Consider the following 13,444-nt stretch of genomic DNA (forward strand, 5'->3'; position numbering starts at 1 on the left):
CGGGGGCGAGCCGTACGGCGGGGCCGCGTGCCCCGTGCCGGGCCGGTTCGGGTACCCGCTCGGGGGTCGCTGCGCGCCTGCCGTGGGATACGGCCCGTAGGTCGCCGGGTAGGACGGGGCGCCCGGATTCGACGCGGGGAAGGGCGGATTCGTGCCGGGCCGCGGTCCGCTCACCGGGTACGGCGAGTTCGTGCCGGTACGCGGCGCAGGCGGGTAGGGCCCGTTGGCCGTGGGGTACGACGGGTTCCCCGTCGGATACGGATGTCCCGGGTACGGCGCCGTGGGGTACGGGGGGACGTTCGACGCCGCCGCCGGCGCCGCGGGATACCCCGCGGCGCCGGGGCGGGGCGCCGGCGGGTAGCCGTGATTCGGCTGCGCGGGACCGGGCGCGTATCCGGTGGGCCTGCCGTAGGGCGCGTGCTGCTGCGGCGGGGTGGTCGGCGGACGCGCGACCGTCAGCGCGTGCCGGGCCGCGGCGGCGAACTCGGTGCAGGTATCGAACCGGTCGGCGGGATTCTTGGCCATCGCCTTGGCCAGCACGGCGTCGAGCTGGGGCGGCAGGGCGGGCCGGGTGGCGCGCACCGACGGCGTGGTGCTGTAGAGGTGATCGTGGATCACCTTGGCCGGGTTCGAGTCGGGGAACGGCGCCTTGCCGGTCAGCAACCAGTACAGGGTGCAGCCCAGTGAGTACTGGTCGGCGCGGTGATCGAGGGGGCGCCCGCCGAGTTGTTCGGGGGCGGCGTAGGCCAGGGTGGCGGTGATGGTGTCACCGGAGGCCAGCGTGGTGTCGGAGTCACGCACGCCCGCGATGCCGAAATCGGTGAGCAGTACCCGCTCCGGATGACCGATCGGCGCCTTGGCCAGCAGGATGTTGGCCGGTTTGATGTCGCGGTGCAGCACACCGTTGGCGTGCGCGAAATCCAGTGCGGCGCCGACCTCGGCGATGATCTGTACGGCGCGGGCGGGGGCGAGCACGTCGACATCGACCCCGGCGGCGTCGGAACCGGAGATGAACTGCATGGAGATCCACAGCTGGTCGTCCTCGGCCCCGCGGTCGTAGACGGTGACGATATTGGGATGGTCGAGCTGGGCGACCAGATCGGCTTCCCGCTCGAATCGGCCTCTGATCTCGGTATCGGTGTAGAGCTCGCGTGCCAGCAGCTTCAGCGCGGTGAGGCGCGGCAGACGCGGATGCTTGGCCAGATACACCGTGCCCATGCCACCCTTGCCCAGCACACGCTTGATCTCGTAGCCGGCGAAGGTCTCGCCGATCTGCAACACAGTGATCCTCACCCCCTCCGAAACCGATGGCGAGACCCTCGACACCCGAGACCCTCGAACCGAGACCACGATCGGTCCAAGCTCCTACCGATGTATCTCGCCGGAGCCCGCCGGTGCAACAGTGACCTGTCTTCCTGCCCGCCGATCTTCCTACGCATTGTCGGTCATGGCGGCGGTCCGCGCGCACGGTCCGTCCGGATCGATGGCCGGGCCGGATGTCGGCCCCACTCGTTAGGCTGTCGGCATGCGCATCGGAGCACACGTCCGGCTCGACGGCGACCCCATCGGCTTCGGCGAGAAACTGGGCGCCGAGGTCATCCAGATGTTCGTCGTCGACCCGCAGAGCTGGGACAAACCCGTCCCGCACCCGCGTACCGAGGAGATCCTGGCCAGCCCGATCGATGTCGTGGTGCACTCCTCGTACCAGATCAACGTGGCCAGCACGAACAATCGGCTGCGCATGCCCTCGCGCAACGCGGTCGCCCAGCAGGCGAAGGCCGCCGCGGACCTGGGGGCGTTCGGGCTCGTGGTGCACGGCGGTCACGTCCGGTCCGACGCCGAGATCGACGCCGGAATCGACAACTGGCGCAAGCTGTTCGAGCGTCAGCAGGACAAGGGCGGCTTCGCGGTGCCGATCCTGATCGAGAACACCGCGGGCGGCAACCACGCGATGGCCAGGCATTTCGACATGATCTCCCGGCTGTGGGACGCGGTCGGCGACTACGGCGCGGGCTTCTGCCTCGACACCTGCCACGCCTGGGCGGGCGGGGAAGATCTCGTCGGCGTGGTCGACCGGATCAAGGCCATCACCGGCCGCATCGACCTGGTGCACCTGAACTCCTCACGCGACGCGTTCGACTCCGGCGCCGACCGGCACGCCAACTTCGCCGACGGCACCATCGATCCGCAGTTGCTGGCCGAGGTGTGCCGCACCGCGGGCGCCCCGATCGTGCTGGAGACCCCCGCCGACGGCGTCGCCGAGGACCTGGCCTACCTGCGTGAGCACGTCGGCTGAGCGCCGCGGCGCACCGGGCTGGACCCACGCCGGACCCACGCCGATCGAGCCCATGGTCCACACTGGTGGGCATGAGTAGTGAGGCAGGCAATGCCGCAGCCGTGGTCACCGGCCACCGTGCGTCGAGGGCACATGAGGCGTAGGCGCGAAGAAGGCAGGCGCCCGGTCGGCCGCGACCGATGGGAGTCGCGCGCTCCGGGGCACGCCAGGCCGACGATCAATCCGAACCCCGCGGGCGCGAATCAGAAGCCGTGGGGCGGCGTGATGTGCGTGCCTCCGCAGGCCAGGGAGGACCGGCCACGATGCTGATCAGCGGCAGCGGTTCGGCCTCGCGGTCGGCGGCCCTGCGCGGGGCGACCCTGCGGGATGTGACCCTGCGCGACGGGCTCCAGCTCACCGGCAAACCCCTGCCGCTCGAGCGCAAGGTCGAGATCGTGCGCACTCTGCTCGAACTCGGCGTGCCCGAACTCGAGATCGGCTCGATGGCGCGCCCGGACCTGGTGCCGCCGATGGCCGACACCCTGGCCCTGGTCGAGGCGCTGACCCCGGACGAGCTGTCCCGCTGCTGGGTGTGGGTGGCCACGCCACGGCACGTGGAGAAGGCGGCCGCGGCCGGAGTGCGCAATTTCCAGTACTGCTTCTCGGTGTCCGACGCGCACAATCGCGCCAATATCGGCCGCGACACCGAAGCGAGCGTCGCGGCCATGCCCGAGGCGGTGCGGCTGGCCCGTTCCGTGGATGGGCGCATCCAGCTGTGTCTGGCCACCAGCTTCACCTGCCCCTTCGACGGCGACGTCGATCCGGGGCGAGTGGTCGCCATCGCCTGCGATCCGCGTACCGACGGCGCCGCGGACGTGGTCGTCGCCGACACTCTCGGCCAGGCCCATCCCGGTCAGGTGCACGCGCTGATCGCCGCGATCAGGGACAACTCGCCGCAGCGACGGATCGTCTTCCACGGTCACGACACCTGGGGCATGGGGGTGGCCAATACGCTCGCCGCGATCGACGCGGGCGCGAGCATGGTCGACGGCTCGCTCGGCGGACTGGGCGGGTGCCCCTTCGCGCCGGGAGCGAGCGGCAACACCTCCAGCGAGGACATCCTGTTCGCCACCCGCCCGGACTGGCTCACCCCCGCCGCGCTGGCCACCATGGTCGATCTGTCCGAGCGACTGCTCGCCGATCTCGGGGAGCCGAACCGCTCGCGCACCGCGCAGGGTGTGCGCACCGAGTCGACGCCGTTCGCCTGGACCGCCGCGATCGCTCGGGCGAATTGATCCACGCGGTCCCGGCGGGCACCCGCCCGAAACCGTGAGCACGCTCAGGCGGTTTCCTCGGCGGGCGAGCTGTCGGCGCGGATCTTGAGCAGGACGAGCCCGGCGGTGCAGGCCAGGATGAGGCCGGCCACGGTGATCTCGACGTGCAGACCCGCGATGCCGAGGACCGCGCCGACCAGGCCACCGGCGAAGAACAGCCACGCCGCCCACTTGACCAGCGCCGCGACTCCCGTGGGGGTCTGCGGCTCGGCCGGAGCCGATGCCTCGATCACGGGCTCCCGCGGCGGCGTGGACGCCTGATCCTCGGAGGCCGGATCGGCGGCGGGGACTCGGGATGCCGAGTAAGCTCCCATCATCAACTCCTCGATGACGCCGTGCGGGTAATGCTGTCGTGCAGGGGATTCAGCGCGTCGTTCGACTTTGTGATGTCTCACGAGTAACTGCAATCACACGCTACGACCACCCGGCACCCCCGACCACGACACGTGGCCGCGACACGCCGACGAAATCATTTCGAGATCTGAAGCTTGATTGTTTCAAAATGCCTGCTCACAGCGGTGCCCCCCACCTCCCACGTAGCCGTCCACCGGGGCCTGGTTTAAGGTGAGCCTCGACAGACGCACGAGGAGTAGCCCCGATGAAGAGCAGCAGGACCAAGCTCGTGGGGCCGGGAATAGCGGTCGGCGCGGTATCCCTCGGCCTGATCGTGATCGGCTCCTGCGGCATCGGCGGTGAGGACACCTACGTGCCGCCGCCCCCGATCGACAACCGGCCCGCCGCGGCAGCGGTCGCCCAGCAAGACGGTTCCAGCTCGACCGTGGCGCCGGTGGTGATTCCGCCTTCCCCGAGTTGGCAGATCGCCCCGGCCGGACCGCCGCGCAGACCGGCCGGCTACCGCACCATGACCACCACCCCCGAGGACGACCCCACCACCGGTCCGCCCCGCACCAGCGCACCCGGCGCTCCCCAGGAACCCGGCGAGGTCGACGAGCCGACGACCACCAGACGCACCCTGTCGCGCACCCCGTCCGCGCCCGCGCCGGTGGAGGAGACCACCGAGAGCACGCCGGCTCCCGGGGACGACGGGCCGACGGACAGCGACGAGCCCACCGGCGGTGAGCAGACCACCGAATCGGACCAGACCCCCGATCCCCGTACGCCCGCCGCGGGTGTCGGCGTCGAGCCGCACAGCGTCCCGCTGCTCGAAGGCGCACAGCCGCAGGCGCAGCCCGACAGCGCACTTCCGCCTGCCGAGCCGCAACCTCTCGGCGCACCGCCGGTCGAACAGGCGACGACAATGTCCACCTCGACAACGTCCACCTCGACAACGTCCGCGCCGACAACTCCCCTGCCCACGAGTCCCCTGCCCACGAGTCCGCAGCCCTGAGGCGAGCGACTCGGTTCGAGCTACCCGCCGTGACCGCGCACACGACGGTTGCCGCGTGTCACCGGCCTGCCGCGCGATCGCACTGATCGGTGGGCGATCACGTTCGAAACCGCCGCGTCGGCGGGCAGGTCCGACCGGACAGGCACTCGACGGGGCCGACGGTGAAATGTCGCTCCGATCATCGAAAGCGCTGTGCCGCAGACGAGAAACGGCGGTGCGCCATGGCGCACCGCCGCTCACTCCGGGACGGAGTTCCTACAGCTCGACCAGGTCGTAGCCGCGGGTCGCCTCACGCAGCACGGCCAGGTGCTCGTGTTCGCCGCCGAGCGTGCGCCCGATCGCGGTGAGCCTGGCGACATAGTGGGCCACCGGGTACTCGGCGGTGATGCCGATGCCGCCGTGCATCTGGATGGCCTCCTGCCCGACGTGCCTGGCCGCCTTGGCCACCTGCAGGCGCACCCGCGAGATGACGACCGGGTCGAACACGCCGTCGGCGACAGCCGCGGTCAGATACAGGTTCATGCTGCGCGCCAGCTCCAGCGAGACGTACATGTTGGCCGCGCGCTGGGTCAGCGTCTGGAACTTCGACAGCGTCACGCCGAACTGCTTGCGGGTGCGCAGGTATTCCGCCGTCAGCCGCAGCGACTCGGTCATCGCGCCGACGGATTCGGCGGCCAGGCCCGCGTGCGCGTAACCCAGCGCCTCGCGCACCGCGGCGGCGGTGTCGGCGCCCGCCTCACCGAGCAGCTCGGCGGGGGCGGAAGCGAATTCCAGCTGCGCGCCGCGCGAGCCGTCGATGGTGCGGTACCCGGTCCGGGTGACGCCCTCGGCATCGGCGGCGACCAGGAACAGACCGAGGCCGCCGTCGGGCAGCACCGCGCTGACCACGAGCCGGTCGGCGCAATCACCGTGCGGCACCGGGTTCTTCACGCCGGTCAGGGTGTAGCCCGCGCCCGCGCTCTCGGCGCGGGTGGCGAGTTCCTCCGACGGCCAGCGCACGCCGGGCTCGGAATGCGCGAAGGCGAGCAGCAGCTCACCGCCCGACACGGCGGGCAGAATCGCCGAGCGCTGCGCGTCGGTGCCCAGACGCGAGACCAGCGAGCCGGGCACGACCACCGCGTCCAGCAGTGGTTCCGGGGCCAGCCGCAGACCGAATTCCTCGAGCACCACCAAGGTCTCGACCGGGCTCGCGCCCGCGCCCCCGTCCTCCTCGGAGAAGCCCAGGCCGAGCACACCGAGTTCGGCGAGCTGCCGCCACACGTCGCGGCTCCAGCCCAGCTCGGTGTCGGTCACCTTCAGGCGGGTTTCGGAGTCGTAGGCGCGGGAGAGGAGGTCACGCACGGTGTCGCGCAGCATGACCTGTTCTTCAGTGAGTTCGAAATCCATGCCCTGTCCTCACAATCCGAGGATCGTGGAGGCGATGATGGTGCGCTGCACCTCGTTCGAGCCTCCGTAGATGGTGGTCTTGCGGTAATTCAGGTACTTGCCGCCGCTGCGCTGGGCCCAATCCGGGGAGGCGATACCCTCCGCGCCCACCGGGATGGCATCCGGCCCCGCGATGTCGAGCAACAGTTCGGTGGCCGCCTGCTGCAGTTCCGAACCGCGCAGCTTGAGCACCGAGGAGGCCGGATTCGGCTTGCCGTCGGCGGAGTTGGACACGACGCGCAGCTGGGTCAGCTCCAGCGCGATCAGCTCGTTCTCCAGTTCGGCGATCCGGGCGGCGAACACCGGGTCGTCGAGCAGGGTGCCCGAACCGGACTTCACCTGGCGCGCGTGCTCCTTGGCGACGGCGATCTTGACCTTGGTCGAGCCGACGCCGGTGATGCCGGTCCGCTCGTTGCCGAGCAGGAACTTCGCGTAGGTCCAGCCCTGGTTCTCGACGCCGACCAGCTGATCGGCGGGCACCCGGACGTTCTCGAAGAAGACCTCGTTGACCTCGTGGCCGCCGTCGATCAGCTTGATCGGGCGGATGGTCACCCCCGGCGACTTGACGTCGAAGAGCAGGAAGGAGATGCCCGCCTGCTTCTTGGGCGCGTTCGGGTCGGTGCGCACGAGGCAGAAGATCCAGTCGGCGTACTGGGCCGAAGTGGTCCAGATCTTCTGGCCGTTGACGATGTAGGAGTCACCGTCGCGGACCGCGGTGGTGCGCAGCGAGGCGAGGTCCGAGCCCGCGTCCGGCTCGGAGAAGCCCTGGCACCACCAGATGTCGAGGGCGGCGGTCGGCGGCAGGAACCGCTCCTTGAGCTCCTGCGAGCCGAAATGCGCGATGACGGGGCCGACCATCGTGGCGTTGAACGTCAGCGGCTCGGGCACCGAGGCCAGCTGCATCTCGTCGAGCCAGATGTGGCGCTGCATGGGGGTCCAGTCCTTGCCGCCCCATTCGACCGGCCAGTTCGGCACGGCCAGCCCGTTGTCGTTGAGGATCTTGTGCGTGGTGACGATGTCCTCGCGGGACAGCTCCCGGCCGTGCTCGACACGATCACGGATCTCCGCAGGGATCTGCGTGCGGTAGAACTGCCGCAATTCGTCGCGGAAGGCTACCTCGTCAGGGGACAGGGATATTTTCATACGCAACTCCCGTTGTGTCTCGTACGTACCGGTAGGAACCTACCCGCGAGTCGTCCGGCACTGTCGAGTGGACCACACCTTTTCCGCATGGTGTGCTGCAACACCGCACCGAACCGGTGACAGGAAGGACCGAACCCCGCATTTCGGGCGCTCCTCCGATCCACCCACACGGCGCTCACCGGCCCGGACTGGTACCTTGACGCCCTAGAGACACGCCCGAGAGGTTCGAGGAGTTATTCGGTGAACGGCAGAACAATCGCACTTTCCGCCGTCGCCGCTCTCACGCTGGGCGTGGGCGCGGCTGCGACCGCGGCCCCCGCGGTCGCCGACACCGAGACCGTGCCGGTCGCCGAGGCGATCACCGAGCTCACCGAACGCGCGGGCGAGGACTCGGCCGCTCAGGCGGGTATCGGCGCCCTCCGCCAGTACACCGAACTGGTCGACGTGGCGCAGTTGCGCGACATCGCCGGGGCCTGGGCTCCCTTCGCCTACGCCGCGCCCACCTTCGGCTGCGGCAGCAACGGCCCCATCACCACCATCATCGCCGCGGCGACCACCTACGGCCGCACCGCCGAGAACGCCGAGCGCCCCGAGCCCGGCCGGCTGCGGTTCAGCGCGACCCCCGCCCACTCCGGCATGCCGTTGAACTCCGGCCTGGTGGTCGCGTGGGTCAATGTGAACAACGGCCGCAGTGGCATCGACATGCTCGACGACCGCACCGCCGAGGGCATGCCCACGCTGTCGCGCACCGTCGAGAGCGGCCCCGGCACCGTGATCGCCTCGATGTGGGGCGTGATCGGCTACCCCGGCGCGCACTGCGTCATGACGCCGACGGTCGGCACCTTCTCCGTGCCCGACGCTCCGCTGCCACCCGCACCCGAGGGTGAAGGCGCACCCGTGCCGAACCCCGCCATCGCGCCGGTGCCCGATCCGGCCCTGGTCCCCGCCCCGGAGCCGGCCCCGGCTGGCGCGCCCGCCTGACGAGAACGGCACACCACCGAAACAGTGCCGCGCATTTGCTGATAATGCCGGTAGGTCCGGCATTCTCGCTGGGCGCCGGAAACTGATAGGTTCGCGGCCATGCGCGACAAGACGGTCGGCGTGCTCCTGATCACATATCAGAGCGCCGAGGATCTGCCCAGCTTTCTCGACTCCCTCGAAGCCGCTGTAGAACCTCTGCAGTTGGACGTGGTGTGTGTGGACAACACCTCCACCGACAACGGCCCCGATCTGGTCGCCGCCTACGGTGGCCGGGTCACTCGCAACAAGCGCAATGTGGGCCTGTCGACCGCCATCAACCAGGCCGCCGCGCAGACCGATGCCGAGTGGCTGCTGGTGGCCAACCCGGACACCCACCTCTCCCCCGCCTCCATCGCCACCCTGGTGGAGACCGCGCGCACCGACGAGCGGATCGGCATGATCGGGCCGCAGATCCTGCGTCTGGACGGCACACCGTACCCGAGCGGCCGGGCGTTCCCCTCGCTGCTGGACGGCATCGTGCACGCGCTGCTGGGCGGGGTGTGGCCGGGCAATCCCGCCACTCGCCGCTACTTCGGCAAGCAGCTCACCACGGCAGGCGACGTGGACTGGATCTCCGGCTGCTGCATGCTCTTCCGCCGCGATGCCTTCGAAGAGGTCGGCGGCTTCGACGAGCGCTACTTCCTGTACTTCGAGGAAACCAAGATGGCCCTGGACATGCACCGGGCCGGCTGGCGCGTGGTGCTCGACCCGAGCGTGGGCATCAAGCATCGCGAAGGCGGCAGCATGCGCTCGGCGCCGTTCCGCAAGGTCCGCAGCCACCATCGCAGCGCCCTGCGGTTCTACGTCGACTACCACCGCGGCACCCCGTGGATCGTGTTCGCGCCGCTGGTCGCCGCGGGATTGGCGGCGCGCGCGGTGGTCGCCTCGGCACGTACGGCCGTCACCGGGCGGCTGGCCAGGAACTGAGCGCACCGACCGCGGAATTGGCCGGGCAGTATAGCCGGTTCCGCGGGAAAGCGTGAAGTATCCTGACACGCACAAGATTTGGCACTATCGACAGATGCTTTTCTTCGACAGCACCCGTGGCCGCTTGCACTATCGGCGGTGGCCGGTCGCCTCTCCCGACGCGGTGGCGGTGCTGCTGCACGGTCTAGGCCAGCACAGCGGCAACTACCACCGCTTCGCCCGATCCCTCAATGCCATCGGCGTCGAGGTGTGGGGCCTCGACCTGGCCGGTCACGGGCTCAGCGAGGGCGACCCCGAGCAGCCGGGCACGCTGGCCGAACTGGTCGCCGACGCGACCGTGCTGGTGGAGCGCGCGCACGAAGAGCGGCCGGAACTGCCGCTGGTGCTGATGGGTCATTCGCTGGGCGCGGTGACCACGCTGGGCCTGCTCGGCGCGGCGGTGCCCGACACCACGAGCGGAGCCGACCTCGGCGGCGTGGAGTCGAGTTACCCGCTGACTCCGAGCGTTCCGCTCGAATGGCTGCACGGGCTGGTGCTGTCCGGCGTGCCGCGCCGCGCGCTCGGCGGTGGCGTTGCCGGAGCGCCGGGAACACCGCTGCCCGCGACCCTTCCGGTGCTGGCCGTGCACGGCACCGACGACCGCCGGGCCCCGGTGGAAGGAATTCGGCTCTGGACTGCGCGCCACGAATCGGTAGATTTGCGGGAGTACGCCGAGGCCGGACACGATCTGCTGCACGAACCGGTGAAGGGGCGCGTGGCCGCCGATATCGCGCAGTGGCTGCGTGCGGTCGTCATCGTGGACGCGGTGGTCACGGGGTAGACAGCGCGGGGCGAACGGCGCGAGGCAGGCGGCGCCGTGAGGGCGGCGCGGGGAAGTCGGCACGACGAGTGAGGGGGACGGTACGGTGCGACCACAGTTGGCGGCCCTGGCCAGAGCGGCCGAGGAGGGCTCACTCCACATCGACGGGGTACTGATCGCCGAAGGCGCGCACGAACAATGCGCGCGCCGCTACGAACAACTCGCCGACGAGGTGGAGGCACAGCTGGCGGTGCTCGGCCCCGCCACCTCGCTGCCCGGGTTCGGCGGATTCGACTCCGGCGCGGCGCTGCGGCAGGGTTTCGAGGGCAAAGCCGACACCGCGCTGGTCTTGCTGCGCGAATACGCCTCCTCGGCAAGGGAACTCGCGCGCATCTTCCGCGCCGCGGCGGCCGCGTACGAGGCCGCCGACACCGAACTCGCGGGCTCGCTCACCGCCGTCGCACCCGCACCGCAGGAGACGGGCCGTGCGTGAGATCCCCTTCGCCGCCGAACGCGGCACCCACACCCGCACCGATCCGACGTACGCGCCGAACGCCGAGGTCTTCGACGGTCTCACCCACGACGAGATCTTCCGCAATGTCCAGGCCCTCGATCCGAGCCTGCTGAGCGCGGGCGCCCAGTCCTGGCAGGCGACGGCGACCGGACTCACCGACGCGGTGTCCCAGGCGCACACCGAGATTCGCGGCGCCATCGCCGACGGCTGGCGCGGGGCCGCGTCGAGCACCGCCGCCGCCGCCGTGGCCGCGTTCGAACTGCACGGGCAACAGATGGCCGATGTGATGGCCGTGGTGTCCCAGCGGCTGGTCCGCGCGGCCGAGGCCGCCGAGGCGCTGCGCTCCGCGGTGGGCACGCCGTCGAACGCGCAGCCGGATCTCGCTGCCGCCCTGCTCGATCCGACGCAGGCGACGGCGAACATCGATACGCAGAAGAACGCCGAGGGCGAACGGCTGGACGTCGTGCGCGCGATGGACGCCATCTACACCACGGCCTTCCTCGGGACCGGTGTGGACGTGCCCGCCTTCCCGGAGACCGCGCCGGCGGTGGACGCAGGCGTTCCGTCCGGCGCACTCGGCGCAGTCGACATCGCGGAGCCGGGGACCGCCGATCCCTCGTCCACCGTCGCGGCCCGAGCCGCCGTGGCGACGGCTTCTCCGACGATCCCGGCCGCGCCGACGCCCGCGACGCTGCCCGCCGCGAGCACGCCGGTGCCCTCGGCCGTGCTGCCCACGCCTCCCGCCCCTGTCAGCTCGCCGGTCGCCGGGTCCGGCGGCACCGTGGCCGCCGCGGCGACGGTGCCCGCCGCGGCGACGCCCGCGGGTCCCGCCGGTGCCGCGACCACGGAGAGCACGCCCACGCGCAGCACCGCGGTGCCATCGGCCACGACACCGAGCGGTTCGACAACGGTCACCGGTTCGCCGCGACCGGCCGCCGACAGGGAACGCAAGCGCGACGAGCGCGACGGCGCGGGCACGACCGTCGCGGCCGCGACGGAGACGAACACCGCCGGTCTCAGCGCCACAGGCCAGGTCGCCGCGCCCGGGACCAGCACCGGCACCGGCACCGGCACCGGCACGAGCGCACCGGCAGCGGGCGACGGCAAAGCCGACACCGGCACGAGCACGGCGGCGGCAGGCGCGAGCACAGCGCCGGCAGGCGCGAGCGGTACCGGCCCAACGGAAACCCGCGCCGAAGGAACGGACACGAGCACGGGCACGGGCACCGGCACGGGCACGGGCACCGGCACCGGCACGGGCACCGGCACCGGCACGGGCACCGGCACCGGCACGGGCACGGGCACGGGCACGGGCACGGGCGGGAACGAAACGAGCGCGACCGGAACGGCGGAGAGCGCGGCGGGCTCGCGCGGGTCCGATCGAGACGGGGAAGCGGCGGTCGGCGCGGGGGCGGGCGCCGGTGCGGTCGGCGGCCTGCTCGGCGGCGCGCTCGCGGCGGGCGACACCCCTCGGTCGGGATCGTCGGTGCAGGCGAGCACCGCTCGATCCGAGCGTGACCAGCAGGACGAGGACGACGACCTCGACTGGGCCGAAGAGGATTTCGTCTTCGACGATCTCGAGGCCGAGTTCGACAGCGGGTACGACGCCGGTCGCGACGGCCACGGCTTCGACGAATACGGCGCTCCGGAGTTCGGTGATCTCGACCCCGAAGGCCGCGCGTCGGCCGACGAGCTCATCGGGGATCTGGATCCGGCGACGCCCCCGGTGGTCGGCGATTGGACCGAACAGGAGTGACCTGGACGCTGACACCCGACCAGTTCGCCGCGGCGTGGGCACGTGCCGACGGTGATCGCATCCCCTATCCGCTGGCGGTGCGCCCCTCCGCGCGCGACACCTTCGAACGCGCCGCCCAGCAGCCCGAACTCGACGAGTGGTGCGAGCGGACGCTCGACGCCGACCTCGAAGCCGCCCTGCGGGTTCTGGCCCGGCCCACGGTGCTGGTCGAGGTGTTCGGACGGCACGCGGCCGCCATCGGCGCGGAGGCGGTCGAGGTCGTGGAGGGGGTCGGGATCGACGCGCCCGCGCCCGCGATCGCTCCCCCACCCGAGGCCGCGTCGGCGGATCTCGTGGATCACACGAACGCGCCGGACGCCCGTCCGGTCCGGGTCCTCGGCGCGACCTCCGGCAATATCGCCGTGGTCGCCGCGCAGCGGCCCGGCCCCGATCCGGAGCGCGGCGGTCCGGTGCGGCTCTACGTCGGCCATCCGGACAATCTCGCCGCGCGGATCGTCTCGGTGTTGCCGGAATGCCCGCCCGGCGCCGGAGCACGGCTGAGTGCCCCGCTGGCGAAGGTGAGACTGGACAGCCGCGATCTGGTGACGGTGCCGGTCTCCGGCCCGACGACGGACGCGCGAATCCGCAGGCTGCTCAACCGTCCCCGGGCGGGGATCGGGCAGATCGTGGTCTCGGCCCGGCGACGCGGCGGCGAGACCCGCCCGGCGACTCTGCGCCCGTTCGGGGTGCTGTGCTGGATCGATGTCGGCGGCGACGGACGGTACGCGGTGCGCACCGGCGCGGAGGTGCACGTCGCACCGGTCACCGCGGAGATCTTCAGCGCGCACCTGCGGCCGATGCTGGAAGCCGCGGAGAAGACCGCCGCGCACGCCGAACGCTGGTGAGCGCGCCTACGGTGGAGCG

Annotated in this window: 13 protein-coding genes; 9 read left to right on the forward strand and 4 right to left on the reverse strand. The window is 71.2% G+C overall.

Annotation, left to right across the window (positions count from 1 at the left end; all coding sequences use genetic code 11):
- Positions 1 to 1,293, reverse strand: a 1,293-nt coding sequence (locus NS3_RS25480; protein ID WP_245649809.1) for a serine/threonine-protein kinase, incomplete at its 3' end; no start/stop codon positions are given.
- 232 nt (positions 1,294 to 1,525) lie between these two features.
- Here NS3_RS25480 and NS3_RS25485 point away from each other — a divergent pair.
- Together NS3_RS25485 and NS3_RS25490 are read left to right on the forward strand one after the other, a co-directional pair.
- A complete protein-coding gene (locus tag NS3_RS25485) occupies positions 1,526 to 2,296 on the forward strand; it encodes a deoxyribonuclease IV (RefSeq protein ID WP_067864731.1) in 771 nt (256 codons plus the stop codon).
- A gap of 302 nt (positions 2,297 to 2,598) precedes the next feature.
- On the forward strand, positions 2,599 to 3,570 hold the full coding sequence (locus NS3_RS25490; RefSeq protein ID WP_067864733.1) for a hydroxymethylglutaryl-CoA lyase-like TIM-barrel protein: 972 nt from the start codon (positions 2,599 to 2,601) through the stop codon (positions 3,568 to 3,570).
- A 44-nt stretch (positions 3,571 to 3,614) separates the two neighbouring features.
- Here NS3_RS25490 and NS3_RS25495 read toward each other — a convergent pair whose 3' ends face one another.
- Positions 3,615 to 3,923, reverse strand: coding sequence for a hypothetical protein (locus NS3_RS25495; RefSeq protein WP_157101534.1), 309 nt, complete (start codon positions 3,921 to 3,923; stop codon positions 3,615 to 3,617).
- Positions 3,924 to 4,207: 284 nt separating this feature from the next.
- Here NS3_RS25495 and NS3_RS25500 point away from each other — a divergent pair, with 284 nt between their 5' ends.
- Positions 4,208 to 4,957 (forward strand): hypothetical protein, encoded by a 750-nt coding sequence (locus NS3_RS25500; protein WP_067864738.1) that lies wholly within the window; start codon positions 4,208 to 4,210, stop codon positions 4,955 to 4,957.
- 255 nt (positions 4,958 to 5,212) lie between these two features.
- Here NS3_RS25500 and NS3_RS25505 read toward each other — a convergent pair whose 3' ends face one another.
- Entirely contained in the window at positions 5,213 to 6,343 is a 1,131-nt protein-coding gene (locus tag NS3_RS25505) for an acyl-CoA dehydrogenase family protein (protein ID WP_067864742.1), read from the reverse strand.
- A 9-nt stretch (positions 6,344 to 6,352) separates the two neighbouring features.
- On the reverse strand, positions 6,353 to 7,525 hold the full coding sequence (locus NS3_RS25510; protein ID WP_067864744.1) for an acyl-CoA dehydrogenase family protein: 1,173 nt from the start codon (positions 7,523 to 7,525) through the stop codon (positions 6,353 to 6,355).
- Between the two features lie 240 nt (positions 7,526 to 7,765).
- Between NS3_RS25510 and NS3_RS25515 the strand changes: the two genes are divergently transcribed.
- From NS3_RS25515 to NS3_RS25540, 6 genes are all read left to right on the forward strand, one after another.
- The gene (locus NS3_RS25515) at positions 7,766 to 8,506 is read left to right on the forward strand and encodes a hypothetical protein (protein ID WP_067864747.1); all 741 of its coding nucleotides are present in this window, start codon (positions 7,766 to 7,768) and stop codon (positions 8,504 to 8,506) included.
- Between the two features lie 99 nt (positions 8,507 to 8,605).
- Positions 8,606 to 9,472, forward strand: coding sequence for a glycosyltransferase family 2 protein (locus NS3_RS25520; RefSeq protein ID WP_067864750.1), 867 nt, complete (start codon positions 8,606 to 8,608; stop codon positions 9,470 to 9,472).
- A 94-nt stretch (positions 9,473 to 9,566) separates the two neighbouring features.
- On the forward strand, positions 9,567 to 10,292 hold the full coding sequence (locus NS3_RS25525; protein WP_067864753.1) for an alpha/beta hydrolase: 726 nt from the start codon (positions 9,567 to 9,569) through the stop codon (positions 10,290 to 10,292).
- Between the two features lie 85 nt (positions 10,293 to 10,377).
- Complete coding sequence (locus NS3_RS25530; RefSeq protein WP_067864756.1) at positions 10,378 to 10,764, forward strand: hypothetical protein; 387 nt, start codon at positions 10,378 to 10,380, stop codon at positions 10,762 to 10,764.
- Complete coding sequence (locus tag NS3_RS25535; protein WP_067864758.1) at positions 10,757 to 12,541, forward strand: PPE domain-containing protein; 1,785 nt, start codon at positions 10,757 to 10,759, stop codon at positions 12,539 to 12,541. Before NS3_RS25530 ends, NS3_RS25535 begins: the two co-directional genes overlap by 8 nt.
- Positions 12,538 to 13,425, forward strand: coding sequence for an ESX secretion-associated protein EspG (locus NS3_RS25540; RefSeq protein ID WP_067864761.1), 888 nt, complete (start codon positions 12,538 to 12,540; stop codon positions 13,423 to 13,425). Before NS3_RS25535 ends, NS3_RS25540 begins: the two co-directional genes overlap by 4 nt.
- The last annotated feature ends 19 nt before the right edge of the window (positions 13,426 to 13,444 follow it).

The sequence above is a fragment of the Nocardia shimofusensis NBRC 100134 genome (genome assembly GCF_001613125.1).
Taxonomy (GTDB): Bacteria; Actinomycetota; Actinomycetes; order Mycobacteriales; family Mycobacteriaceae; genus Nocardia; species Nocardia shimofusensis.